The organism is Ancalomicrobiaceae bacterium S20, from assembly GCA_040269895.1.
Lineage (GTDB): Bacteria > Pseudomonadota > Alphaproteobacteria > Rhizobiales > Ancalomicrobiaceae > Methyloraptor > Methyloraptor flagellatus.
This window is the reverse complement of sequence record CP158568.1, coordinates 3,244,931-3,270,333: the sequence shown is the minus strand read 5'-3', so window position 1 is coordinate 3,270,333 and position 25,403 is coordinate 3,244,931. Positions and strand designations below refer to the sequence as shown.

24 protein-coding genes are annotated in these 25,403 nt (G+C 68.3%); 9 read left to right on the top strand and 15 right to left on the bottom strand.

Translation table 11 applies throughout. The features are described 5' to 3' along the window. Nucleotides 1-24 precede the first annotated feature (24 nt). Genes pcaC through pobA form a run of 4 tightly spaced genes read left to right on the top strand, consistent with a single transcriptional unit; the run spans nt 25 to nt 2,910 of the window. The gene (gene pcaC, locus ABS361_14875; GenBank protein XBY46904.1) at nt 25-381 is read left to right on the top strand and encodes a 4-carboxymuconolactone decarboxylase; all 357 of its coding nucleotides are present in this window, start codon (nt 25-27) and stop codon (nt 379-381) included. Beyond that, nucleotides 378-1,130: a protocatechuate 3,4-dioxygenase subunit beta gene (gene pcaH, locus ABS361_14870; GenBank protein XBY43370.1), complete on the top strand. Its 753-nt coding sequence runs from the start codon at nt 378-380 to the stop codon at nt 1,128-1,130. Before pcaC ends, pcaH begins: the two co-directional genes overlap by 4 nt. Nucleotides 1,131-1,142: 12 nt before the next feature. Further along, entirely contained in the window at nt 1,143-1,730 is a 588-nt protein-coding gene (pcaG, locus tag ABS361_14865; protein ID XBY43369.1) for a protocatechuate 3,4-dioxygenase subunit alpha, read from the top strand. Nucleotides 1,731-1,737: 7 nt separating this feature from the next. After that, entirely contained in the window at nt 1,738-2,910 is a 1,173-nt protein-coding gene (gene pobA, locus ABS361_14860; protein ID XBY43368.1) for a 4-hydroxybenzoate 3-monooxygenase, read from the top strand. Nucleotides 2,911-2,941: 31 nt separating this feature from the next. Here pobA and ABS361_14855 read toward each other — a convergent pair whose 3' ends face one another. The 4 genes from ABS361_14855 to ABS361_14840 form a co-directional block, all read right to left on the bottom strand. Next, nucleotides 2,942-3,493: a biotin transporter BioY gene (locus ABS361_14855; GenBank protein ID XBY43367.1), complete on the bottom strand. Its 552-nt coding sequence runs from the start codon at nt 3,491-3,493 to the stop codon at nt 2,942-2,944. After that, nucleotides 3,490-4,188 (bottom strand): energy-coupling factor transporter transmembrane protein EcfT, encoded by a 699-nt coding sequence (locus ABS361_14850; GenBank protein XBY43366.1) that lies wholly within the window; start codon nt 4,186-4,188, stop codon nt 3,490-3,492. The genes ABS361_14855 and ABS361_14850 overlap by 4 nt, the downstream gene beginning before the upstream one ends. Then, the gene (locus ABS361_14845; GenBank protein XBY43365.1) at nt 4,185-4,889 is read right to left on the bottom strand and encodes an ABC transporter ATP-binding protein; all 705 of its coding nucleotides are present in this window, start codon (nt 4,887-4,889) and stop codon (nt 4,185-4,187) included. Before ABS361_14845 ends, ABS361_14850 begins: the two co-directional genes overlap by 4 nt. Before the next feature lie 113 nt (nt 4,890-5,002). After that, on the bottom strand, nt 5,003-6,856 hold the full coding sequence (locus ABS361_14840; GenBank protein XBY43364.1) for a glycoside hydrolase family 15 protein: 1,854 nt from the start codon (nt 6,854-6,856) through the stop codon (nt 5,003-5,005). Nucleotides 6,857-7,028: 172 nt separating this feature from the next. Between ABS361_14840 and ABS361_14835 the strand changes: the two genes are divergently transcribed. Further along, a complete protein-coding gene (locus ABS361_14835; protein XBY43363.1) occupies nt 7,029-9,242 on the top strand; it encodes a trehalose-6-phosphate synthase in 2,214 nt (737 codons plus the stop codon). An 8-nt stretch (nt 9,243-9,250) separates the two neighbouring features. Further along, nucleotides 9,251-10,093 carry a trehalose-phosphatase gene (gene otsB, locus ABS361_14830; GenBank protein XBY43362.1) on the top strand — a complete coding sequence of 281 codons (843 nt, stop codon included), beginning with the start codon at nt 9,251-9,253 and terminating at the stop codon, nt 10,091-10,093. Nucleotides 10,094-10,171: 78 nt separating this feature from the next. Here the strand turns inward: otsB and ABS361_14825 are convergent, their stop codons facing one another. Both ABS361_14825 and ABS361_14820 read right to left on the bottom strand, forming a co-directional pair. Continuing rightward, nucleotides 10,172-11,047, bottom strand: a complete 876-nt coding sequence (locus tag ABS361_14825; protein XBY43361.1) for an undecaprenyl-diphosphate phosphatase — start codon at nt 11,045-11,047, stop codon at nt 10,172-10,174. Between the two features lie 113 nt (nt 11,048-11,160). After that, nucleotides 11,161-11,313: a hypothetical protein gene (locus ABS361_14820; protein ID XBY43360.1), complete on the bottom strand. Its 153-nt coding sequence runs from the start codon at nt 11,311-11,313 to the stop codon at nt 11,161-11,163. Nucleotides 11,314-11,571: 258 nt separating this feature from the next. Here ABS361_14820 and ABS361_14815 point away from each other — a divergent pair, with 258 nt between their 5' ends. Next, nucleotides 11,572-12,213, top strand: a complete 642-nt coding sequence (locus tag ABS361_14815) for a transglutaminase-like cysteine peptidase (GenBank protein XBY43359.1) — start codon at nt 11,572-11,574, stop codon at nt 12,211-12,213. Between the two features lie 105 nt (nt 12,214-12,318). Here the strand turns inward: ABS361_14815 and ABS361_14810 are convergent, their stop codons facing one another. The 7 genes from ABS361_14810 to ABS361_14780 all read right to left on the bottom strand — a co-directional run bounded on the left by ABS361_14810 (nt 12,319) and on the right by ABS361_14780 (nt 20,231). Next, nucleotides 12,319-13,794, bottom strand: coding sequence for a mannitol dehydrogenase family protein (locus ABS361_14810; protein ID XBY43358.1), 1,476 nt, complete (start codon nt 13,792-13,794; stop codon nt 12,319-12,321). A gap of 72 nt (nt 13,795-13,866) precedes the next feature. Then, nucleotides 13,867-14,712: an ABC transporter permease gene (locus ABS361_14805; protein XBY43357.1), complete on the bottom strand. Its 846-nt coding sequence runs from the start codon at nt 14,710-14,712 to the stop codon at nt 13,867-13,869. A 10-nt stretch (nt 14,713-14,722) separates the two neighbouring features. Further along, on the bottom strand, nt 14,723-15,625 hold the full coding sequence (locus tag ABS361_14800; GenBank protein XBY43356.1) for a sugar ABC transporter permease: 903 nt from the start codon (nt 15,623-15,625) through the stop codon (nt 14,723-14,725). Continuing rightward, entirely contained in the window at nt 15,622-16,692 is a 1,071-nt protein-coding gene (locus ABS361_14795; GenBank protein XBY43355.1) for an ABC transporter ATP-binding protein, read from the bottom strand. Before ABS361_14795 ends, ABS361_14800 begins: the two co-directional genes overlap by 4 nt. Before the next feature lie 133 nt (nt 16,693-16,825). Further along, on the bottom strand, nt 16,826-18,016 hold the full coding sequence (locus ABS361_14790) for an extracellular solute-binding protein (GenBank protein ID XBY43354.1): 1,191 nt from the start codon (nt 18,014-18,016) through the stop codon (nt 16,826-16,828). A 53-nt stretch (nt 18,017-18,069) separates the two neighbouring features. Beyond that, on the bottom strand, nt 18,070-19,476 hold the full coding sequence (gene uxaC, locus ABS361_14785; protein ID XBY43353.1) for a glucuronate isomerase: 1,407 nt from the start codon (nt 19,474-19,476) through the stop codon (nt 18,070-18,072). A 32-nt stretch (nt 19,477-19,508) separates the two neighbouring features. Continuing rightward, nucleotides 19,509-20,231: a FadR/GntR family transcriptional regulator gene (locus ABS361_14780; GenBank protein XBY43352.1), complete on the bottom strand. Its 723-nt coding sequence runs from the start codon at nt 20,229-20,231 to the stop codon at nt 19,509-19,511. A gap of 520 nt (nt 20,232-20,751) precedes the next feature. Between ABS361_14780 and ABS361_14775 the strand changes: the two genes are divergently transcribed. Next, entirely contained in the window at nt 20,752-20,976 is a 225-nt protein-coding gene (locus ABS361_14775) for a DUF1127 domain-containing protein (protein XBY43351.1), read from the top strand. Between the two features lie 158 nt (nt 20,977-21,134). Further along, nucleotides 21,135-22,610 (top strand): xylulokinase, encoded by a 1,476-nt coding sequence (gene xylB / locus ABS361_14770; protein XBY43350.1) that lies wholly within the window; start codon nt 21,135-21,137, stop codon nt 22,608-22,610. Here the strand turns inward: xylB and ABS361_14765 are convergent. After that, nucleotides 22,605-24,380, bottom strand: a complete 1,776-nt coding sequence (locus tag ABS361_14765) for a peptidoglycan-binding domain-containing protein (GenBank protein XBY43349.1) — start codon at nt 24,378-24,380, stop codon at nt 22,605-22,607. The genes xylB and ABS361_14765 overlap by 6 nt on opposite strands. Before the next feature lie 69 nt (nt 24,381-24,449). Then, nucleotides 24,450-25,376, bottom strand: a complete 927-nt coding sequence (locus ABS361_14760; protein XBY43348.1) for a hypothetical protein — start codon at nt 25,374-25,376, stop codon at nt 24,450-24,452. Nucleotides 25,377-25,403 lie beyond the last annotated feature (27 nt).

Here is a 25,403-nt window from a genome sequence, read left to right as displayed (position 1 = left end):
CCCGACAGCCGCTACGACGCAGGCATGCGCGTGCGCCGCGCCGTGCTCGGCGATGCCCATGTCGATCGGGCCGAGGCGCGCAAGACCGCCGTCGATGCCGATTTCCAGCGCTTCATCACCGAGGGTGCCTGGGGCTCGGTCTGGGCCCGGCCCGGCCTCACCCCGCGCGAACGCTCGATGATCACGCTCGCGCTGCTCGCCGCGCTCGGCCACGACGAGGAGGTCGCCATGCATGTGCGGGCGACCAGAAACACCGGCGCGAGCCTCGACGACATCAAGGAAGCCCTGCTGCACGTCGCGGTCTACGCCGGCGTGCCGGCGGCCAACCGGGCGTTCCGGATCGTGAAGGACGTGGCCGCCGAAATGGGAGAGACGCCATGACCGGTCCGAACAGCCCAGCGCCCGCCGCGACCCCCGGCGATATCGCATCCTCGGACATCGCCTCCCTGCGCGATTGGGAGAGCCACCCGCCCTTGCTCTACCCGGACTATCGCTCGACGCTGCTGCGCGCGCCGACCAAGCGGCTGATCCCGATCCGCCATTCGCTCTCCGAGCGCTCGGCGCCGGTCTATGGACAGGACAAGCTCGGCCGCTGGGACAACGACCTGACCATGAACGGCCGTCGCAATGGCGAGCCGCTCGGCGAGCGCATGATCGTCGCCGGCCGCGTCCTCGACGAGGACGGCCGGCCGGTGCGGCACACGCTGATTGAAGTTTGGCAGGCCAATGCCGCCGGTCGTTACGTCCACAAGGTCGACCAGCACAATGCGCCGCTCGATCCGAACTTCTTCGGCGGCGGCCGCTGCATCACCGACGAGAACGGCTTCTACCGCTTCTACACGATCAAGCCGGGCGCCTATCCCTGGGGCAATCACCCCAACGCCTGGCGCCCGAACCACATCCATTTCTCGCTGATCGGCCCGACCATCGCCTCCCGGCTGGTCACCCAGATGTATTTCCCCGGCGATCCGTTGCTGGCCTACGACCCGATCTTCCAGGGCACGCCGGAGGCGGCACGCGATCGGCTGATCTCGACCTTCTCGCTCGACGTGACCGAGGAGGGTTTCGCGCTCGGCTACATGTTCGACATCGTGCTGCGCGGCCGGCGTGAAACGCCGTTCGAGGCCTGAGGGGAGGGCGCCATGATTTCCAAACAGACACCTTCCCAGACTGTCGGCCCCTATTTCGCCTATGGCCTGACCGCCGAGCAGTACGGCTATCCGCATACGCAGATCGCCTCGGGCCGCATGGCCGACGAGGCGACCGCGGGCGAGCGCATACGCCTCGTCGGCCGCGTGCTCGATGGCGCCGGCGTGGCGATCCCCGATGCCATGATCGAAGTCTGGCAGGCCGATGCGGCGGGTCGTTATCCCGATGCGCGCGGCGCCAAGGGCAACGCCGCCTTCACCGGTTTCGGCCGCCAGGGCACCGGCACCGATCCGGACAACCGCTTCGTCTTCGACACGGTGAAGCCCGGCCGCATCGATGCCGATCAGGCGCCGCACCTGACCCTGATCGTGTTCATGCGCGGCCTGCTGAGCCACGCCTATACGCGCGCCTACTTCTCCGACGAGGCGGCGGCGAACGCGACAGATCCGGTGCTCGCCTCGGTGCCGGCGGAGCGCCGCGCGACCTTGATCGCCGAGCGCGTCGAAGGCGCGAGCCCGACGACCTACCGCTTCGACATCCACATGCAGGGCGACCGCGAAACGGTCTTCTTCGACGTCTGAGGGCTTCATGCGCACGAAGGTCGCCATCATCGGTGCCGGTCCGTCCGGCCTGCTGCTCGGCCAGCTCCTGGCCCGGGCCGGCATCGACAACATCGTGCTCGAGCGCCGCACGCCGGACTATGTCCTGTCGCGCATTCGCGCCGGCGTGCTCGAACAGGGCATGGTCGACCTGCTCGACGAGGCCGGCGTCGGCGCGCGGCTGCATCGCGAAGGGTTGGTGCACGAGGGGTTCGCGCTCTCCTTCGGCGGCGCCGGGCATCGCATCGACCTGAAGCGCCTCTCCGGCGGCAAGGTCGTCACGGTCTACGGCCAGACGGAAGTGACCAAGGATCTGATGGAGGCCCGCGCGGCCGCCGGCCTCACCACGATCTACGAGGCGGAGAGCGTCACGCTGATCGACTGGGAGACGTCGAGCCCGCGCGTGCGCTGGGTCAAGGACGGCCTCGCGCAGGAACTCACCTGCGATTTCATCGCCGGCTGCGACGGCTTTCACGGCGTGTCGCGCGCGACCGTGCCGAGCACGGCGATCCGCAACTTCGAGCGCGTCTACCCGTTCGGCTGGCTCGGCATCCTGTCGGAGACGCCGCCGGTCGACCACGAGCTGATCTATGTGAACCACCCGGACGGTTTCGCGCTCTGCTCGATGCGCAACCCGATGCTGAGCCGCTACTACGTCCAGTGCCGCTTCGACGACAAAGTCGACGACTGGTCGGACGAGCGGTTCTGGGACGCGCTGAAGAGCCGCCTGCACGGGGAGGCGGCCGAGCGGCTCGTCACCGGCCCGTCGATCGAGAAGTCGATCGCGCCGCTGCGGAGCTTCGTCGCCGAGCCGATGCGCTTCGGCAATCTGTTCCTGGCCGGCGACGCCGCCCACATCGTGCCGCCGACCGGCGCGAAGGGGCTCAATCTGGCGGCCTCGGACGTGCGCTACCTGTCGAGCGCGCTGATCGAGCACTACGACACCGGCTCGGCCGCCGCGCTCGATCGCTATTCGGAGCAGGCGCTCGCGCGCGTCTGGAAGGCCGAACGCTTCTCCTGGTGGATGACGTCGATCCTGCACCGGTTTCCCGAGACCGGCGGCTTCGGCCAGCGCATCCAGCAGGCCGAGCTCGACTATCTGGTCGGCTCGGAAGCCGCGATGACCGCGCTCGCGGAGAATTATGTCGGGCTGCCGTATTGAGGGCTGAGCCGAGATCCCGCCGCGGGATCCCTCACTTCCGCGCGATCGGATAATTTTCGGTCACGCCGACCGTGACCAGCGCCGCGATCGCCGCCTTCAGCGCGTCGCCGGGGACGAAGGCGATCGAGCCGAAGAACGCCTTCGACCAGCCGAGCCCGGTATAGAGCGCCAGCCACGCGATGCCGGCGGCATAGAGCACCAGCACGCCGCCGATCAGGGCGGCGATGAAGACGCCGGTGAAGCGACGGACGCGGTTGCCGTGATCCAGCATCTCGGCGACGACGCCCGCGACGAAAGCCGCCGCGATCCAGCCGAACAGGAAGCCGGCCGTCGGACCGACATAGACGCCGAGGCCGCCGCGGCCGCCGGACAGGACCGGCAGGCCGATGCCGACGAGTGCGATCACCACGATGACCGCCAGCGCGCCGCGCTTCGGGCCAAGGAGGGTGCCTGCCAGCATGACGCCGAGCGACTGCAGCGTGATCGGCACGCCGGGCACGAGCGTCGGGATTGCCGGCACCATGCCGAGCACGACGATGAAGGCGGCGAACAGGCCGACGAGCACGAGATCGCGGGTGGTCATTCGTTTCCGTCCTTGATGGTTGGGCCCATATGGCCGGGCCGTGGGGGAGCGCCCGGCGACGAGACCGCTCCCGAAATGACGCCCCCGTTCCGGGGCGCTGCAAAGCCGCGCGCCTCGATCGCGTCGGCGACAGCCTCCGCGCGGACCAACACGCGGACGGCGAGCGGCACGGCGAGCGCCAGCGGATGGGCGGCGAGCCCGCGGGCCGCCTGCGCGTCGCGGATCTCGCGGGCCTCCTCGGCGATGACGGGGATGAACCGGATCGCCAGCGTCAGGGTCAGCGAGACACGGCCGGCATCGACGAGGCCGCGCCGATCGAGCGGCGCGAGCAGCGCCTCGATCGCCGCCATGAGTTCGGCCGTGGTCGTGGTCAGCGTGACCGCATGCGCGGCGAACAGGATCGCCAGCAGCCGCAGGAACGACACCAGCGCCGGTCCAGGGTCATCGAGAAGCGCGGTGGCGCCGAGCACGAACAGGAGTACCCCGATCGGCCATGCGAGGTCGCGCGCCAGTGCCGTCGCGGGGCGCCCGGTCGAGCGCAGGAACAGCGCCGCCGCACCGGCGATGAACGCCAGGACCGTCGCCGAGCCGATCAGGAACACCGCGCCGCCGAATACGAGCAAGCCGCCGAGCTTCGCGCCCGCCGGCACGCGTCTCAGCCAGGATGTCTCCGGTGCGCTCGCGAGCCCGATCATCGCGCGAGCTCCCGGTAGGCGGCGATCGCCGCGGCCGCCGGCGCGTCGATGGCGACGCGGGCCTCGTGAATGACGATCACGCGCTCGCAGGTCGCGATCAGATCGAGGTCGTGGCTGGCGATGATGGTCTGCTGCGGCAGGCCGGCGAGAACGGCGACGAAACGATCGCGGTTGCGCAAGTCGAGCAGCGTGGTCGGCTCGTCGAACAGGATCGTCGCCGGCTCGACCGTGATGACGCCGGCGAGTGCGACGAGTTGCTTCTCGCCGCCCGACAGCTCGTGGATGCGTCGCTTCGCCAAGTGCCCGATGCCGAGCCGGTCGAGCGCGGCTTGCGCGCGCGCCGGAATCTCGGCCTTGGCGAGGCCGGAGTTCTTCAGCCCGAAGGCGAGATCGTCGGTGACGATCGGGAACACGACCTGATTGTCGGGGTTCTGGAACACGAAGCCGACCCGGCGCCGGATCGCCGCGCCGTCGGTCGCGGTCGAGAGGCCGTCGACCGTCACGTGGCCCTCGCTCGGCAGCACCAGCCCGTCGATCAGCTTCAGGAGCGTGCTCTTGCCCGAGCCGTTGAGACCGACGACGCCGATGCGCCGCTCGGCGAGCGTCAGGCCGGCAATGTCGAGCACGCGCCGGCCGTCACGGACGACGGCGACGTTTTCGAGCGCGATGGTCGGAAACGCGGTGACGGAAAGGCGCTCCATGCCGGCTCCGGGCACGCGGCCGCCCCTCGGCCGCGCTTGGAGCGCCTGCATGCCCTATTTTGCGCTGCGGGAAAAGGCATGACCGGATCGCCGATGTCGCAGCCGGCGGCATTTCACTCCGCCGCCGCGTGGCCGTCGACCGGGGCGTTCGACGCCTGCGCCTCCTGCGAGGCGCGCGTCGCGGTGGCGACGGCGTTGATGTCGTTCCAGGGTCGCGACAGCGCTGCCGCGCAGATGATCGTGCCGACCAGCGAATAGGTTTGCGGGAAATTGCCCCACAACTCGCCGGTGCGCGGGTCGAGATCCTCGGACAGCAGCCCGGCCGGGTTCATGTGCTTGAGGAGCGAATTGAACACCGCGCGCGCCTGCTCGGTCCGGCCCATCGCCTGCAAGGCCTGCACGTACCAGAAATTGCAGACGATGAAGGCGCTTTCCGGATCGCCGAAGTCGTCCGGCAGGTCGTAGCGCAGCAGATAGCCGCCGCGCATCAGGCGGCGCTCGATCGCCTCGACGGTGGAGACGAAGCGCGGATCGTCGGCCGCGAGATAGCCGAGATCGGCCATCAGCAGCACGCTGGCGTCGAGCCCGTCGGATCCGGCGGCTTCCGTGTAGGCGCCGACCTTGTCGCTCCAGCAGTTCCTTTCGATGAAGTCCCGAATCCGCCGGCTCTCCGCGCTCCAGTGCCGGGCGCGTTCGGAAAGGCCGATGACGCCCGCGATGCGGGCGAGCCGGTCGACGGCCGCCCAGCACATCAGCACGGACGAGGTATGGACGCGGAGCCGGCCGCGATACTCCCAGATGCCGGCGTCCGGATGCTCGGCGACCGCGGCGGCGCGCTCGCCGAGCTTTTCCATCTCGCGATAGAGCGCGAGCTTGTCGATGTCCGGCAGACGCTGGTCGTAGAACCATTGCGTGTTGGCGAGCACGACGGCGCCATAGACGTCGTTCTGGATCTGCTCTTGCGCGGCATTGCCGCGCCGGACCGGCCCCATGCCGCGATAGCCGGGCAGCGCCGTCTCGATCACCTCCTCGAGCGGGTCGAACGGCACGATGCCGTAGACGGGCTTGAGGTCGCCGCCGGGCTCCATGGCGATGACCGCCCGCATATAGGCGAGAAAGCCCTCCATCGTGCGGGTCGCGCCGAGCTGGTTCAGCGCCCGCACGGTGAAATAGGCATCGCGCAGCCAGCAGGCGCGATAGTCCCAGTTGCGCACGGTGTTCGGCGCCTCCGGGATCGAGGTGGTCATGGCCGCGACGACCGCGCCGGTCTCCTCATAGGCCGACAGGCGCAGCGTGATCGCCGAGCGCAGCACCTGTTCCTGCCACTCGAACGGAATGGTCAGGTTGCGGCACCAGTCGAACCAGTAGGCCTCGGTGTTGGCCTCGAAGTGCTTGGCGGTCTCGGCCAAGCTCGCCGGGAAGACCTCGTCGGCGCCGAGCACCAGAACGACCGGCTTGGTCAGCACGAACGGGCTCTCGCGGTCGATATAGGCCGCTGGCGCGTCGGTCGTGACGCGGATGGTCTCGACCTCGCTCTGGAAGCGGATGTGGTTGGAGCCGAAAACCTTGCGCGGCGTATGCCGGCCGTAGCCGGCGCGCGGCCGGATGCGGATTCGGATGCGCGGATAGCCGGCGAGCGGCTCGATCCGCCGCATCAGCATCGGCGGCCGATAGGAGCGGTCGAACTGCCGGAACCGCGGCGCGAAATCGATGATGCGCACCGCGCTGCCGTCGCCGGCCCGGATCACGGTCTCGAGGATCGCGGTGTTGCGGCGGTAATGCTGCGTGATCTCGACCTCGTCGTCGAGCCGCACGTCCATGAACCCGTCCTCGGTGTCGCCCATCAGCAGGCGGCAGAACACCGGATCGCCGTCGAAATGCGGATAGCACCACCAGACGATCGCGCCCTTGCGATCGACGAGGGCTGCGGTCGCACAGTTGCCGATCGGCGATAGTTCCATGTTCATGGATGACCTCGGTCGCGCTTGTGAGAAGCTGGAGCAGAGCAGGACCAGGGGAAAGTCCCCAATTGGCGCTTTGTTCCCGTGCGTAATGCGAAAAACAGCAAAATCGCATTGGTGGCAGCTATGTCGCCGAACATGACTTGATTATGGCCTCGGTTGTCGCAAGTTTGCTCGCATGCCTCGTATCTTGCGCTTTGCCGCTCCCCTCGCTGTTACAATCCTCGGCCTAGCGATTCTGGCTGGGGTCGCGGCCGATCAGCTGATCGGCCGCTGGTTCCAATCCGATCTCGCCGGCCGCGCCGCGCTGATCCAGAAGACGGTGGCCGACGAGGTCGGGCGCCTGTCGAGCCTCGGCGACATCGCGGGCTTGAAGCGGGTGTTCGATCGGGTGGCGGCCGACGAGCGCGTCACCGCGCTCGGCCTCTGTGCCTCCGACGGCTCGACGGTCGCCGCGTCGGCCGATTGGCCGAAGGCGCCGATCTGCGCGCCCTTCGACGGCAAGGTCCGCCGGTCGTGGAGCCGGCAGGAACTGGCCGGCAACGCGGTGATCGTGTCGCGCTTTCCCGTGCCGTCCGAGGGACCGGCGCGTGCGGTGTTCACCATCGTTCAGGATGCCGGCTTCACCGAGCGCCGCAGCCTGTCGATCGTCGGTTCGTTCGCCGGCGTGATCCTGCTGATCGCCATCGCCGGCGTGCTCGGCACCGCCTACATCGTCCGCACCATGCTGGCCAACTGGTCGAGCGCGCTGATCCGCACACTCGATCCGCGCACGCCGACCAGCGAGGAGCCCGAGATCGCCCCCGAACTGCGCCCCGTGGTCGCCGAACTGCGCCAGGCGCTGCGCGACATGGAGGTGTCCGGACCGGATGCGCATCGCGTCAAGGTCGATTGGAGCCCGGAGACGCTGCAGGCGCTGATCGGCCGCGAACTGGCCAACTCGCAGGTGATCGTGGTCTCCAACCGCGAGCCCTACATCCACGAGCGCGACGAGAGCGGCGAGATCACCGTGCGCCGCCCGGCCTCCGGTCTCGTCACGGCGCTCGAGCCGATCACGCGCGCCTGCGGCGGTGTCTGGATCGCGCATGGATCCGGTTCGGCCGACCGCGACGTGGTCGACAGCCGCGACCGGGTCGCCGTGCCGCCGGAGGACCCGTCCTACAAGCTGCGCCGGGTCTGGCTGACCGAGGCGGAGGAGGAGGGCTACTACTACCGCTTCGCCAACGAGGGCCTCTGGCCGCTCTGTCACATCGCCTTCGTACGCCCGAAATTCCGCCGCGAGGACTGGGAGTACTACAAGGCCGTCAACGCCCGCTTCGCCGACGCGGTGGTGGCCGAGGCCGCCGGCCCGAGCCCGATCGTGCTGGTGCAGGACTATCACTTCGCGCTGTTGCCGCGGCTGATCCGCCAGCGGCTGCCAGAGGCGACCATCGTGACCTTCTGGCACATCCCCTGGCCGAATTCCGAGGTCTTCTCGATCTGCCCCTGGCGCGAGGAGATCCTCGACGGCCTGCTCGGCTCCTCGATCCTCGGGTTCCACACCCGCTTCTACTGCAACAATTTCATCGACACGGTCGACCGCTTCATGGAGAGCCACATCGACCGCGAACTGTCGACCGTGTCGACCGGTCGCGAGGCGACGCTGGTCGACGATTATCCGATCTCGATCGAGTGGCCGCCGGAGGCGCTCGCCGGCGCGTCGTCGGTCGAGGTCGCGCGCCAGACCGTGCGCGAGCGGCTCGGCATCGGCGCGGATGTCAAGCTCGGCGTGGGCGTCGAGCGGTTCGACTACACGAAGGGCATCCCGGACCGGCTGCGCGCCGTCGGCATCCTGTTCGAGCGCCATCCGGAATGGATCGGCCGCTTCACCTTCGTGCAGGTCGCGGCGCCCACCCGCAACAAGCTGGAGGCCTATCAGGGCATCCGCAGCGAGTCCGAGCAGGCCGCCGAGGAGATCAACTCCCGCTTCGCCCGCAACGGCTGGCGGCCGATCGAACTCTTGATCCGCCATCACGAGCCGGCGGAGGTCATGGAACTGTTCCGCGCCGCCGATCTCTGCGTCGTGACCAGCCTGCACGACGGCATGAATCTCGTCGCCAAGGAGTTCGTCGCCGCGCGCGACGACGAGCGCGGCGTGCTCGTGCTGTCGACTTTCGCCGGCGCTTCGCGCGAGCTCCTGGAAGCGCTGCTGGTCAACCCCTACGACAACGACGGCATGGCGGAAGCGATCGATCGGGCGCTGAAGATGTCCGAGGCCGAGCAGCGCGGCCGGATGCGCATGATGCGCGAGCTGGTCCGCGACAACAATGTCTACCGCTGGGCCGGTAGCATGCTGCTCGAGGCCGCGCGCATGCGCCGTCGCCGGGCGATCCGCAAGCGCATGGTGCGGTGAGGTCGATCATGGCGAATGCCGAACGCGGTGAGACCGACGAGCCGGCGGCGATGCGCGACCGGCGGGGCCCGGAGCAGCACGCCAGCGACAGTTTCGCGACCGAACTGGCGCCGATGACGAGCCTCGGCATCGATCCGCGTGGCGGCTGGGCCTTCCTGTTCGACATCGACGGCACGCTGCTCGATCTCGCCGATCATCCGGATCGGGTTGTCGTGCCGGAGACGCTGCTGCCGGCCCTGCGGCGGCTGAAGGCGCTCGCCGGCGGCGCGCTCGCGCTCGTCACCGGCCGCGGTCTTGGCTCGGCCGACCGGCTGTTTGGCGCCGACTTCGATTGTGCCGGCAATCACGGCGCGACGCTCAGGCTCGGCACCACGCTCGATGCGGTCGCCGCGGCCGACGACCTGCTGCTCGACGGGATCGCGACAGCGCTCGAACCTGCGATCGCGGCCTATCCCGGCGCCTGGATCGAGCGAAAGTCCCATTCGGTCGCGGTGCACTGGCGGCGCGTGCCCGAAGCAGCCGGCGATCTCGCCCGCGCGGTCAGGATCGCGGTCGCCGGCCATGTCCGCGACTGGCGGCTGATCCAGGGCAAGGGCGTCATCGAGATCGCCCGCCGCGATGCGACCAAGGGCACGGCGGTCGAGCGCCTGCTCGCGAGCCCCGGCTACGCCGGCCGGCGGCCGTTCTATGCCGGTGACGATGTCACCGACGAAGACGCGTTCCAGGCGGTCGCCGGCCTCGGCGGCGTCGGCGTGCTGGTCGGCCCGCCGCGCCGGACCTACGCACAATATTCCTGTCCGGCGCCGGAAGTGTTCCGGCGCTGGATCGAGGCGCTGGTCGAGGACGCCTGAGCGGCGCAAGCCGCGATACCAATTCCCGTACGGCGCGAGCCGCGCCGAGGATCACGAGCGGCCTCGACACCCTCCGGATCAGTTGTCGAGGAACCCGCTGAGCGAGCCCCAGACCAGGAACACGCCGAGCGCGATCCGGTAGATCACGAAGGGCCAGGCCGAGAACTTCTCGAGCACCCGCATCAGCGACCAGATCGCGATGAAGGCCGAGAGGCTCGCGGTCAGAAGCCCGACGCCGAGCACCATCCAGCCGTGCAGCGACAGGCCGGCGTGGTAGAGCTCGACCAGTTCCTTGAGACCGGCCAGCGTGATTGCCGGCAGACCGAGCAGGAACGAGAAGCGCGCGGCGTCCTCGCGCTTGAGGTTCAGGAACAGCGCGGCGGTCAGCGTCGAGCCCGAGCGCGACACGCCGGGGATCAGCGCGCCGACCTGGGCGAGGCCGACGATCAGCGCATCGCGCAGGCGCACGGTGTGGATGTCGCGCGTGTGCTTGGCGGTCAGCTCGGCAACGGCGAGGAGCAGGCCCATCACGATGCAGGCGGCGCCGATCACCATCAGCCCGCGCAGCGGCGAGCCGCAGCTGTTCAGCGTCTTGGCGAGCAGGATGCCGCCGATGCCGATCGGGATCGTGCCGATCACGATGCCGACGGCGAGGCGGAAATAGAAGCTGTTGAACTCGCGGGTGACGACCGCGCGAACCGACCCGAACACCAGTTCGCGGATATCGTTCCAGAAATAGCCGATCACCGCGGCCAGCGCCGCGAGCTGCATAGCCGCCGAGAAGGCCGAGCCGGGATCCGGCCAGCCGAGCAGCGTCGGTACGACGCGCATATGCGCCGTGGAGGAGATCGGCAGCAGCTCGGTGATGCCCTGGAACACGCCGAGAATGGCGACCTTCTCGTAACCGAGAGCCAGGAAGCCCGTATCGATGCCGTTGGTGCAAGCGCTCGCCATGAAAATCCGCCCGTGGAGAATCGGTCGCCACGTCGACCGCGGCAAGATCCTTCCTAGCGGTTGGACCTCGGACCGGAAAGTCCGTTCGGACGAACCGCCGGGTCCGGGTCGGGTCAGTCGCCGCCGACACCCTGGCCGATGAAGAGCGCGTAGCCGAGAATGCCGGCCGCAACGGCCGCCAGCAGCAGAAGGCCGATCAGCACGCGGGCCGAGATCGCCTGTTCGGTGTCCGGGGTTTCGGACGGCTTGTCGGTGGAGATGGTCACGGGCGCGATCCTCGTCTCTGCCCGGCGGCGGGCCGGTGCGACGCCGCGGACCATAGAGCAAGGCCCCTGTCGGCTTCCTGTCCGTGGTTAATGTATCCTTAAAATAAAGAATAAAATTTTCGATAAAATGTATTCAATGTCGATCCAAGTGAAGATAACGAATCATTGCGTCGACCATGGAAATTGAGGTTGGAGTTTTGACGTCAATCTAATTCGACTGTGCGAGTATCCTCTCATCGGATAGGGGGATGCTCGTCAATGACGCTCCGGACGAAAGTATTGTTTGCCGCAGTCTGCGTCGCCGTGCTGGTGGGAAGTCCTGCGGAAGCCAAAGAGAAGATCAGGATCGCGCGCCTGCCCGAGGCGACTGCGGCCGTGCCTGGTGCCGAAACGAAGCCGGTGTGGGGCTGGGTCGATTTCTGCCGGCGCTACCGCGGCGAATGCGACAGCGGTCGCGCCCGTGCGGAAGACATCAAGCTCGACGCGGCCGCCTGGGCGGTCATGGACGACGTCAACCGCATGGTCAATCAGTCCATCGTGCCGGTGACCGACCAGGAACACTGGGGCCAGCCGGATCGCTGGGATTATCCCGACGACGGCAAGGGCGACTGCGAGGACTACGTCCTGCTGAAGCGCAAGCTGCTGATCCAGCGCGGCTTTCCGCGCGGGGCGCTGCTGATCACCGTCGTCATCGATCTTCAGGGTGCCGGTCACGCGGTTTTGACCGCCAAGACCGATCACGGTGACCTGATCCTCGACAACATGCGCGACGAGATCATCGGCTGGACCGCGACCGGCTACAAGTTCGTCAAGCGCCAGGCGCAGGACGACCAGAACCGCTGGGTGTCCCTGCAGGACAACATCCAGGTCCCGGCCTCGGTCGCCGCCAACCGACAGTGATCCTCTGGCGGATCGGCTGAATTGCGAGGGGCCCCGCTCGGATGAGCGGGGCCCTTTTTCTTGGCCGGTTCTCTGGCCTGATCGCGTTCTCGGGCCGGATCGGGCTCAGGCGAGGCCTTCGACGGTCGCCCTCGCGCCTTGCGCCAGCAGCTTCGTGAGATGGCGCTCCAGCGTCGCGCGGAAATCGGCATGGCCGGCGAGATCGGCGCCGAACACCTCGCGCACCTCGAGATAGCCGGCGACCATGTGGCGCGCATCGCCGCGTCCCGCCTCGCCGATCGCCTTGAGCCGGGCGGCGAGCGGATCGCGCACGTCGATCGGCGCGCCGTCCTCGTCGAGGCCGGTGACGTAGCGCATCCAGGCGGCGACACCGAGCGCCAGCCGCTCGAACGACGCGCCGGCCGCGATCCGGTCGCGGATCGTGCCGAGCAGCCGCTGCGGCAGCTTCTGCGATCCGTCCATGGCAATCTGCCAGGTCCGGTGCTTGAGCGCCGGATTTTCGAACCGCTCGACCAGCGAGCGCTTGTACCGGCCGACGTCGAAGCCGGAGAGCGTCGGCAGGGTCGGCGTGATCTCCTCGTCCATCAGGCCGGCGACGAGCTGCTTCAGCGCCGGCACGGCCATCGCTTCGGAGACGGTGCCGCGGCCCATCAGATAGCCGAGATAGGCGATGGTCGAGTGCGACCCGTTGAGCAGCCTGAGCTTCATGAGCTCGTAGGGCTTCACATCCGAGACGAACTCAGCGCCGGCCGAGGCCCAGTCCGGCCGGCCGAGCGTAAAATGATCCTCGATCACCCATTGCGAGAACGGCTCGGTCATGACCGGCCAGTGGTCGGCGACGCCGAGCGCCGCGGCAATGGTCGCATGATCGGCCTCGGTGGTCGCCGGCACGATCCGGTCGACCATCGACGAGGGAAACGCGACCTCGCTCGCCACGAAGCGGCCGAACGCCGGATCGACCAACTCGGCGAAGCGGCTCAGGATCCGCTTCACGGTCTCGCCATTGGCCGGCAGGTTGTCGCAGGAGAGCACCGTGAACGGCGCGACACCGGCCTCGAAGCGCCGCTTCAGCCCGGCGGCGAGAAAGCCGATCGCGGTCTTCGGCCGGTCGATATGCTCGAGATCGCGGCGGATGCCGGGGTCGCTCTCGTTGAGGCGGCCGGTCGCCGGATCGTGGCAATAGCCCTTCTCGGTGACGGTCAGCGTGACGATCCGGGTGGTCGGCCGCGCCAGGATCTCGACCAGCCGGGCCGGATCCTCGGGCGCGACGACGAGCCCGGTCGACGACCCGACGATCTTGAGCCGCGCGCCGGCGCCGTCGACCGCCGCGACCGTATAGAGGCCGTCCTGCGGCTCGAGCGCGTCGCGCGTGTCCGGGTTGCGCAGGCTGACGCCGAGAATGCCCCAGCGCGGATCGTCCTTCAGCACCGCGTCGGTGTAGACGGCCTGATGCGCCCGGTGGAAGGCGCCGACGCCGAGATGGACGATGCCGGTCTCGATCGCGGCGCGGTCATAGGCCGGGCGTTCGACGGCGGCGGGCAGGTCGGCGAGCGTGGCGTTCGAGAGCCGGGGCAGGGTCATCGGGGGCCTTCTTTCTTGCTTGCTTATATGCGTGCGGCCTTCATCTGGTCGCACGCCTTCCGCCTGACAGACTCAATGCGCGTCGGAGCGTTTCGCCCGCGCCACGATCTGCGTCGGGTTGACGAACCTGAGCGCGATGATCAGCCAGATCAGCGTCGTGACCATGTAGATCACCGCCATGGCGTCGATCGACTGCACGGCGCGGACGCCGGCGGCGAACACCGCGTAGTAGAGCGCCACCACCAGCGTCTGCGAGCTCGGGCCGGCGGTCAGGAAGGTCAGCTCGAACATGCCGATGGTGCGGACGAGCACGAGCAGCAACGCGGCGAGCACGCCCGGCATCAGGATCGGCACCAGGACATGGACGAAGACGCGGAACGTGTTGGCGCCGAACACCCGCGCCGCCGCCTCGATGCGGGGATCGACCTGCTCGATGAACGGGATCATCACCAGGATCACGAACGGCACCGTCGGCACCAGATTGGCGAGGATCACGCCCATCAGCGTGCCGCCGAGCCCGACCTTGTAGAGCACGGTCGCGAGCGGAATGCCGAAGGTGACCGGCGGCACGAGCAGCGGCAAGAGGAAGATCAGCATCACGAGCCGCTTGCCGGGAAACGCGCGTCGCGCCATCGCATAGGCCGCCGGCACGCCGATCAGGCCCGACAGCGCGACGACCGAGCCGACGACCTGGAAGGTCGTCCAAAGCACGTCGCCGAGCTGGAATTCGTCCCAGGCGGAATAGTACCAGCGGGTGGTCCAGCCGGCCGGCAGCCAGGTGCCGAGCCAGCGCGTGCCGAAGGACGACACCACGACCGAGCCGATCAGGCCGATCAGGTTGACGATGAAGAAGCCGACCACGACCCAGACGGCGATCGCCCAGATGCGGGTGGAGAGCGTGTCGAAGCGATTGTTCATGCCGCTCTCCTCAACCCTTCGCGCCGCCGGCCGGGCCGCGATAGAACAGCGACCGGAGCATCAGCACGATCGTCACGACGCCGAGCTGGACCGCGCCCATGATCATCGCGATCGCCGAGGCCATCGAGTAGTCGTACTCCTCGGACGCCGCCTGATAGGCCGCGATCGAGATCACGCGCGTGGCGTTGGCGGGGTCGCCGACCAGCACTGCCGAGGGCAGCACCGAATAGGCCTGCACGAACGACAGGCAGAAGGTGATTGCCAGACCCGGCACCAGCAGCGGCAGGAACACCTCGCGGAACCGCGCCGCCGGGCTCGCGCCGAGCGTCGCGGCGGCGCTCTCGAGGCTCGGATCGATGCCGGTCACGTAGGAGAGCGTCAGCAGGAAGGTGAAGGGAAAGCCCGTGATCATCAGCGACAGGAACACGCCCCAATAGCCGAGCGTGAGCTTCACCGGGCCGGAGGTGATGTGCAGGAACATCAAGGTCCGGCTGAACCAACCCTGCGGCCCGAAGTAGAACAGCATGCCCTCGGCGACCAGCACGGTGCCGAGCGTGATCGGCAGGACGAGAATGGTGGTCAGGAGCCGCTGCCGGCGCAGCAGGCGGACCCGGAACGCGATCGGGATCGCGAGCAGGATGTTCAGGAGCGTGACCGGCAGGGCGAGGCGCAGCGTGATCCAGATCGTCTTGTAGAGGAACGGATCGGAGAAGAACTTCTCGTAATTGGCGAGCCAGCCGCCGCCGGCTTTCGGCTCGAAGGAGAGCACCAGCCCGTAAAGGAACGGGTAGATGAACAGGCCGACGATGAAGAGCGCCGCCGGCAGCACCAGGAGCGTGACGCCGTCGAGCCCGCGCGCCGCGAGGCGCTGGCCGAGCGTCGGGCCGCGATCTGGAAGAGCGGTCGAGCTCATGCCGCGCCTCCCGCGAACACCAGCGTGCGCGCCGGATCGGCGCCGAGCCGGACCGTCTCGCCCGGCCGGACGCCATGCTCGGACGAGAAGTGCAGTTCGACACCGGTCGCCGAGCGGGCGATGCCGTGGAACTCGCGGCCGCGATATTCGATCGCCTCGACGGTCGCCGGAATGGCGTTGTCGGTCTCGGCCGGGCAGAGGTCGTCGGGGCGCAGCGCGACGACCGCGGCCTCGCCGGCGAGCGCCTCGCGCGCGGTTCCGGTCACACGGGCGCCGTTGATGTCGACCGTCACCGTCTCGCCGTCGCGCGCCACGACGCGGCCGGCGATGCGGTTGCGGTAGCCCATGAACTCGGCGACATCGACATGCGCCGGCCGGGCATAAAGGTCCTCGGGCGTGCCGACCTGCCGGATCTCGCCCTCGCGCAGCACCACGATCCGGTCGGCGAGCGACAGCGCCTCCTCCTGATCGTGGGTGACGTAGATCGTGGTCGAGCCGAGCGACTGGTGGATGCGGCGGATCTCGGCGCGCATCTCGAGCCGAAGCTTGGCGTCGAGGTTCGACAGCGGCTCGTCCATGAGCACGAGCGGCGGCTCGATGACGATGGCGCGCGCGATGGCCACGCGCTGCTGCTGGCCGCCGGAGAGCTGGCCCGGCAGCTTCTCCGCCTGATTGGTGAGCCGCACCAGCGCCAGCGCCTCGGCGATGCGCTTGTCGGCCTCCGCCTTCGGCACGCCGCGCATCCGAAGGCCGAAGCCGACGTTGCGGGCGACCGTCATGTGCGGGAACAGCGCGTAGTTCTGGAACACCATGCCGAAGCCGCGCTCTTCCGGGCGCAGCGTGTCGACGCGCTTGTCGTCGAGCATGATGCGGCCGCCGGTGACCGCGAGCAGGCCGGCGATGCAGTTGAGCGCGGTGGTCTTGCCGCAGCCCGACGGCCCAAGCAGTGCGATGAATTCGCCGCGTTCGATGGTGAGGTCGAGCCCCTTCAGGGCATTGTAGGCGCCGAAGTTGCGCTGCAGGCCTTCGAGGCGGAGTTGCCGGAACGCGGCATGCGAAAGAGCCATCGGAGACATCCGTGTCGGGCTGGCCCGCGGGGTCACGCGCCTCGACGGCGGGTGATGCGGTGAACGATCCTGGGGATTTTGAACAAGACCGGTCGCGCCGTGGGGCAGGGCCCGCCGGCGCGACCGGCAGGGCTCACTTGCCCTTGCGCGCGCCGATCTCCTCGTCCCACTTGCGGAACGCGAGGACCATCTTGTCGGGCGTCAGCGGCAGCTCGATCGGGTTGTCGGCGATCAGCTTGTCGTAGGCCGGCCGGCCGAATTCCTTGATCGCGGCCTGGCTCTCCGCCGGGGCCATGTCGAGGGTCACGCCCTTCACCGCCGGGCCCGGATAGAAGTAGCCCTCGTCATAGGTGTAGGCCTGCTGGTCGGGCTTGAGCAGCCAGTTCATCAGGTCGAGGATGACGGCGAGCTTCTCGTCCGAGACGCCCTTCGGCACGCACATGTAATGCGCGTCGGCGACCCAGCGGAAACCCTTGAGCGCCGCGACCTCGGCCGACTTCGGCACGACGCCGAGCACGCGCGGGTTGATGTCCCAGCCCGTGGTCGAGACGATCATGTCGACGGTGCCCTCGCCGAGCGCCTTCATGGTCGGCGTGGTGCCGGCCGGATAGTTCTCGATTGTCTCGCCGAGTTCGCGCAGGTAGGCCCAGGTCTTGTCCCAGCCGCCGATCGGATCCTTCGGATCCTTGTCGCCGAGCAGGTAGGGCAGGCCCATGAGCCAGGTGCGGCCCGGGCCGGAGTTGGCCGGGCGGGCATACTGGAACTTTTTCGGGTTGGCCTTGGCCCAGGCCAAGAGTTCGTCGGTGGTGGTCGGCACCTTGGCGACGCGCTCGGGGGCATACTCGAGCAGCGGGCCGGACGGATAGTAGGTCACGCAGACGCCGAAGCCCTGCGCGAGGCTCTGCATGCGCCACGCCGGCTCCAGATAGATGTCCTGCAGCTTCGGCAGGTCGGCGGCCTTGGCCGAGACCAGTTCGATCCAGAGCTTCTGGTCGATGCCGGCCGACAGCACGTCGGTGCCGGTCAGCACGAGGTCGATGTCGACGCGGTTGGCGTCCTGCTGCGCCTTGATCTTGCCCGGCAGCTCCGGCGCCGGCGCCTTGGAGAAGGTGATCTTCGAGACCCAGTCCGGCTTGGCCTTGCGATAGTTTTCGATCGCCTTCTGGGTCAGCGCCAGATTGCCGGCGACGTCGACCACGTTGATCGTGACCGGCGAGGCGGGCTTCGACAGCGCCGCGAAGGCCGGACGGCCGGCGAGCGCGAGGCCGGCGGCGCCGGCACCGCTCATCAGAAGGCCGCGGCGTGAGATTTCGAAGTTATTCATCATTGTTCCTCCCTTGGTGGTCCCGTCGGATCTCCCGGTCCGACGGTCCGATTTCAGAGCTTGTAGGCTTGCCTAGCGAGCCTGTAGGCGAGGTCGTGGGCGACCTCGAAGGCCTCGTCCTCGCCGATCTGATGTTTGACGACCAGTTCGGCGAGATAGCCGCAGTCGACCCGACGGGCCATGTCGTGGCGGGCCGGGATCGACAGGTAGGCGCGGGTGTCGTCGTTGAAGCCGACGGTGTTGTAGAAGCCGGCGGTCTCGGTGGTCAGCTCGCGGAAGCGGCGCATCCCCTCCGGGCTGTCGAAGAACCACCACGCCGGCCCGAGCTTCAGGGCCGGGAAGTGGCCGGCGAGCGGCGCCAGTTCGCGCGAGTAGGATGTCTCGTCGAGCGTGAACAGGATGATGGTCAGATCCCGCTCGTTGCCGTAGCGATCGAGCAGCGGCTTCAGCGCCTTCACGTAATCGGTCGCGGTCGGGATGTCGCAGCCCTTGTCGCGGCCGAAACGCTCGAACACCGGCTTGTTGTAGTTGCGGAACGAGCCGGGATGGATCTGCAGCACCATGCCATCCTCGACGCTCATGCCGGCCATCTCGGTCAGCATTTGTGCGCGGAACAGCTCGGCCTCGGCCGCCGTGTGCTTGCCGGAGATCACCTTGGCGTAGAGCGCTTCCGCGTCGGCCTTCGACAGATCCGCGGTGGCGGCGGTCGGATGGCCGTGGTCCGTGGAGGTCGCGCCGAACGCCCGGAAATAGGCGCGGCGCGTGCGGTGGGCGGCGAGGTAACCGGCCCATGTGGATGTGTCCTCGCCGGTCAGCGCGCCGAACGCCTTCACATTGTCGGCGAAGCCCTCGAAGTCCGGATCGACGACCGGGTCGGGCCGATAGGCGGTCACGACCTTGCCGGTCCAGCCGCTGTCGCGGACGATCCGGTGGTACTTGAGGTCGTCGAGCGGGCTCTCGGTCGTGGCGATCGCCTCGATCTTGAACCGCTCGAACAGCGCGCGCGGCCGGAACGCCGGGGTCGCGAGCCGCTCGGCGATGCGGTCGTAATAGAGATCGGCGGTCTCGGCCGAGAGCCGGACGTCGAGATCGAACAGCGTGCCGAACGTGTGGTCGAGCCAGAAGCGCGTCGGCGTGCCGCGGAACAGATGATAGTGGCCGGCAAAGCGGCGCCAGATCGTGCGCGGATCGGTCTCGACCGCCGCGCCGTCGCGGGTCGGTATGCCCAGGTCCTCGAGCTTGACGCCCTGCGAATAGAGCATGCGGTAGATGTAGTGGTCCGGCACGACGAACAGCTTGGCGGGGTCCGGGAACGCCTCGTCGAGCGCGTACCAGGCCGGATCGGTGTGCCCGTGCGGGCTCACGATCGGCAGGTCGCGGACCGCAGCATAGAGCCGGCGCGCGACGTCGCGGGTCGCGGGATCGGCCGGCAGCAGGCGGTCGGGGTGGACGAGGGACATCGGCTTCTCTCCCTGGCGGTGTTCTTGTTGCTTCAGCGTCGGGTCGCGGCACTGCCGGCGGGTGGGTCGGCGGTGGTGTCGAGTACTTTGCGGACCTGGGCGAGATGCGCCCGCATCGCCTCCGCCGCCTCGCCCGGATCACGGGCGCGGATGCCGGTCGCGATGGCGCGGTGATCGGCGAGCGTGATGGCGCGGATCTCCGGCAGGCCGGTGCGGTCGGCGAGCGCGGCGAACAGCGTGCTGCTCATCCCGGCCCAGAGCGACTCGACGAAGGTCACCATCACCGAGTTGCCGGCCGCCCGTGCGATCAGCGTATGGAAACGCCGATCCGCCGCCTCGCGCAGTTCGCGCGTGCCCGCGGCTTCGAGTTCGGCCAGGGTCGAGGCGATCGCGGCGTCGTCGGCCGCGGTGGCATTACGCGCCGCGTCGGCCGCGATCAGGGGCTCGATCATCAGACGCGCATCGACGATCTCGTAAGGGCTTGGCCCCTCGTCGAAGCTCGGCGCCGCGCCGTCGGCGCCGTTCGGCTGCCGGACATAGATGCCCGAGCCGACGCGCACCTCGACCAGACCGGCGATCTCGAGCGCGATCATCGCCTCGCGCACGGTCGGCCGGCTGACGCCGAGCCGGCGCGCGAGGTCGCGTTCGGGCGGCAGCCGCTCGCCGGGACCGAGCTCGCCGCCATGGATCAGGCCGGCCACCTGCTGGGCGACCTGCTGATAGAGGCGCTGGGTCTCGATCGCCTGGAACGGCATCGCGGTCCTTCAAACATGTTAGCAGGATCGGCTGTATCGCCTTTCGGAATGATGATCAAGGGGCAAGGTGGCCTGACCAATTTGACTGCCGGCGAACGCAACGGCCGTCGCCAGGGCTCTTAAGCACCGGACCGCCGCTCCGGGGCGGGCCGCCCGGTCGTCCGGGAGAGGGTGGCCGAGGGCCGGAACGACCGACGAGCGACGCGATCAGCGAAATCTTCGCCGGATGCTGAACAGGCTGTTTACGGCAACGCAAAATGCCCAAATATTCACCTGACCAATGAACGAGCCAATCATTGAGCGCATGGATGGCGAATTATGGCTTTGGCGGGGCCGTTCGGTCGCTTGCGCCGTCATGACTCCGCAAAGCTTCGTATTCCGGTCATAATCCTTTCTTTCTGCGGTTCGGCATCGTTAACGGCTCATTAACCAATGCCCGATGAGCCATGCAAAAAATGCAGCTCCGAAACCGAATTTCGTGCCTTCCTTCTGATCACGAGTTTGCCTATTCAAGACGCAGATGCTGCAGCGCGATGCAAACGCCGCCGCAGCGCACCAGATCCGGCAAAACGCCTATTTCGGAGTAAGAACTATGTCGATCAGCAACATCGCCAACTCGGTCCGTGAGTTCCTCGCCTATCGTGAGGCCGTTCGTCAGCTCTCGTCGCTCGACGATCGCCAGCTCTCGGATATCGGTCTGACCCGCGGTCAGATCCGCGAGATCGTCCGCCGCAAGGCCGCCTGATCTCCTCGTCTCAGGACGAAATTCCCGACAGGGGCGGCCTCGTGCCGCCCCTTCGCATTTTTGAGGTCGCTTTCGGGATCGAGCCATTCGCCCGCCCCGCCTTGATCCGCCCCCGCGGTCTGCCGATAAAGGGTGCAAAACGATCGGGGAGGGGTGAAGTGGCGGAACGGACCTGGCTCGGAATCGATATCGGCACCTCGGCGGTCAAGGCCCTGGTCGTCGATGCAGACGGCCACGCGCTGGCCGAGGCGGCCGAGCCGCTGGCGATCGCGCATCCCGAGCCGCTATGGTCCGAGCAGGATCCGGACGCCTGGTGGCTCGCGGTCGAGGCCGCGGTCGCCCGTCTCGCCAACGCCGCACCCGGTGCCTTTGCCCGCGTCGGCGGCATCGGCCTCTCCGGCCAGATGCACGGCGCCGTGCTGCTCGGCGCCGACGACCGGCCGCTGCGTCCCGCCATCCTCTGGAACGATGGTCGCGCCCATACGGACGCGGCGGATCTCGCCGCCACCCGCCCCGATCTCGCCCTGCGTCTCGGCGTCAAGCCGATGGCCGGCTTCGTCGCGCCGAAACTGCTCTGGCTCGCCCGTCACGAACCGGCGAGCCTCGACCGGCTGTCGATGCTGGTCCTGCCCAAGGATTACATCCGCCTGAAACTGACCGGCGAGCACGCGACCGACCCGTGCGACGCCGCCGGCGCCTGGCTGCTCGACGAGGCACGCCGCGATTGGGACGAGGCGGCGCTGGCCGCCGTCGGCCTGGCGCGAAGCAAGCTGCCGCGGATCGTCGAAGGTTCGGCCGTCTCCGGTCGCCTCAGCCCCGAGATTGCCAGGCGTTGGGGTCTCGACGCCGGCATTCCGGTCGCCGGCGGTGCCGGCGACGCGGCCGCCGGCGCGCTCGGCGTCGGGGCGATCGACGAGGGCGACACTATCCTGTCGCTCGGCACCTCGGCGCAGTTGTTTGCCTCGACCGCGTCCTATCGGCCGAATGTCGCCGCGCTGGTCCATGCCTTCGCGCATGCATTGCCCGGCCGCTGGTTCCAGATGGCGGCGATGCTGAACGGCGCCTCGGCGCTCGCCTGGGCGGCGGACGTGCTCGGCCGCCCGGTCGGCGATCTCGTCGCCGCGGTCGAGGCCCGCGCGACCGGCCCGTCACCGGTCACGTTTCTGCCCTACCTGACCGGCGAACGGACACCGCACGACGATCCGCACGCGCGCGGCGTGTTCTTCGGCCTTTCGGCCGCGACCGATGCGCTCGACATCGCCCGTGCGGTGATGGAGGGCGTCGCCTTCACCTTCGCGGACGCGCGCGATGCGCTCGTCGGCGGCGGCACCGAGATCGGCGCGGTCGCGGCGGTCGGCGGCGGCGCGCGCAGCCGGCTGTGGCTGGAGATGATCGCCGCGGTGCTCGACCGCCCGGTCCTGAAACTCGCCGGCGGCGACAAGGGCCCGGCCTTCGGCGCGGCCATGCTCGCCCGGCTGGCGGCGACCGGCGAGCCGCCGGAATCGGTCTGCCTGCGGCCGCCGGTCGAGGCCGAGATCCGGCCCGATCCGGCACTGCGCGATGCCTATGCGCCGCGCGTCGCCCGGTTCCGCCGGCTCTATGCGGCGCTCCGCCCCGAGTTTGCGCAGCTATGACGTGGGCTTCAGATCACCTGCCGGCATGATCGCGGTCATGAACCGGTAGGTCGGCGAGGCGACGAAACGTGCATCGGCCTTGACCAGCGCCATGAAGGCGCGATGGCCGGCGGTCGTGCGCCCGACCAGGCAGCCGGCGCTGGAGTTCTTCAGGTCGTTGACCGGCAGATCATAGCCCCAGTGCTGGTTCACGCCGAAGCCGGAGCCGTGGACGGGGTAGGTGTAGTCCCGTTTGTAGGTCTTGTGCGGGTCGCGATAACCCTCGATGTCGCCGACCTGCACCAGCGCCTCGTGGCCATGATGGGTGCCGTGGCACCAGGCCTTGTACTGCTGGAACTTGATGTGGAAAGCCCCGCCGGGATCCATGGGCTCATCGGTGAAGTGCTTGCCCGGCTCCGTGGTGCCGTCCCATTTGCCCTCGATGCGCGGCACGCCGTCGGCGCCGACCCGGAACACGATTCGGAGGTCGTTGAAGGCGTTGTTGCGATTGTCGTTCGGCTTTTCGTCGAGGCCCATGCCCTCGACATAGACGATGTTCACGCAGCTCGGATGCCGCGCGATCCAGTAGCCGCTCTTGAGCATGGCCTTGACGATCAGCCCCGCGAGATCGGTGCCCGGGACGAGCGGCAGCGGCTGCGCTGCCGCGAGAGCCGCCGCGAGCGGAGCGTCGATCAGGTTCGTGCTCGGATCGAGATCGCCCCCCGGCAGGGTCAGCGACAGCCCGCGATCGGCCGCGAAAGTCCGGAGCGCCCAGCGCGACACCCGGCCGAACGCGCCATCGGCCGGCGGATCGAGGTAGCCGAGGCGGATCAGGATGGCCTGCAAGGCCTTGACGCCATCCATCGACCGCGTGTCCGGCAAGGTGCCCGTCGGCGCCGGCGGCGGAACCACGATCTCCGTCCAGACCGGTTGCGTCTCGGTCTTCTCGCAGCCGCGGCCGGTGGCGACCGCCGGCGGCGCGCCCGTCTCGCCGCGGCCGAGCGCGAAGCCATAGAGGATCTGGGCGTCGAGCAGCGGCGTGGCGCGGCCCGCCTCGTAATGGAACATGGCCTTGGCAAAGGCGAGCAGATCGGCGTCGCCGCCCTTGAGCGGGATTGGCTTGGTGAGCGCAAAGCCGGTCTTCTTCGCGACGAACCCGACATACTCGGAATAGTTCTGCCCGCCGCCATAGGTGTCGATGATGTCCTGCAGCGTCGTCACGCCCTTGCCTGCATAGCGCTGAAGCAGCAGCCACCAGGCGGCGACGCCATATTCCGGTGCCGAGAAGATTGCGGTCTTGTTGCCGGGCGTGGTCTCGGCCCGAGCGATGTAGCCGGGCAGGGCCTTGATCCAGTCGCTCGCGTTGATCGCGCCGGCATTGTTGCAGCGGATCGCGACCGGAACCTTGCGGTCGTACGGGTCGGACGAGAACGAGCCGCCGGCGACCAGTGCCCGGAACGGACCGGCACCGGTCTGGGTGCCGCCGGTCTGGGCGCCGCCGGTCTGGCCGCCTCCCGTCCCTCCGCCGGTGGCGCCTCCTGCTGCCCCGCCCGTTGTGTTCGTGCCCGTCGAGGACGACCCGCCGAGCGGATCCGGCGCGAGCACCAGTGCCGCCCGCGGCACCCAGCCGGCGAGACCGTCGCCGGTCAGGATCTCGACGAAGGTGACGCCGTCGCCGTCGACCGCTTCGCCGGCGTCGACGATGATCGTGACCGCCGTGCCGGCCGGCAGCGCGAAAATCTTGTCGCCACCATCCGGGTCGCCTAGTACGTCGATATCGGATCTACCCATCCATTGCCCTGGCATGGCGGGATCCCCCTCTTGGCGAAGACATCGTCGTGTTCGATGAGGCGCCGATCGTCAGTGGCAGACGAGCTTCGCCGTCGAGCGTGTCTGCAACGCGGATTGCGCGGCCGTGAGCGTGGTCAGCGCCTTCTCGGCACTGGCGATGAGCACTGCGTTGTTGGCGGGCGGATTCGGGTCGGCCTGATACCGCGAGAGCCGGGCCTGCACCGCGCGGACCCGTTTGCACAGGCCGTCGTATTGGCTCTGGAGATCCGCGTTCGATGCGACCGAAACCGTGACCTGTGCCGTGTTGGTCCGCGGAGGCTGCTCCGTCGCCGGCACGGTCGCCGGCGTCGTGGCGCTCATCACGGTGACGCCGGTTCCGGTACCGGTTGAAACCACCGTTGCCGAGCTCAAGTGCTTGACGATATTGGCCTCGATCGTCGGCGGCAGGCAGAGGTCGAGATACTGCTGGATCGCGTGATACGCCGAGGTCGGGTTGGAAATATCACCCGGCCGGCTGGCGAGATCCTTGCGGAACACGGTCTGAAGCTGCTTGACGAAGCTCTGCGTGGTCGCGGGCGGCAGCTGGTAGAGGTACGTGCCGGTCACGACGTCGGTCATGTTGTAGGCGAGACCGAAGGCCTGGGCGACGACGCCGATCGACAGCTTGCTGGCGCCGGTCAGTTGCAGGATCGCGTTGGTGGTCTGTCCGAAGGAGGCCACGCCGCTCTTCAGCGCCTCCCGCTTGCGGTCTAGGTAGAACAGCTGGTCGAAATAGGCGTTGCACTGATCGTCGATGTAATTGAAGCCCGCTTCGGCGATCAGATAATAGTCACGCGTAAAGGTCGGATAACCGACGCCTGCGTCTTCGGCGAGCGCGAGCAGAACGCCGGTCTTGTTCTGTGTGGCTGCTTTGACATCGGCGGCGTCGAGCGTGGGCTTGATGCCATAACGCTTGTCGAAACTGTCCGCACTGCATCCGCTCGTGACGATCGTCAACGAGATCGCCAGCAGTCGGGCCGCTTT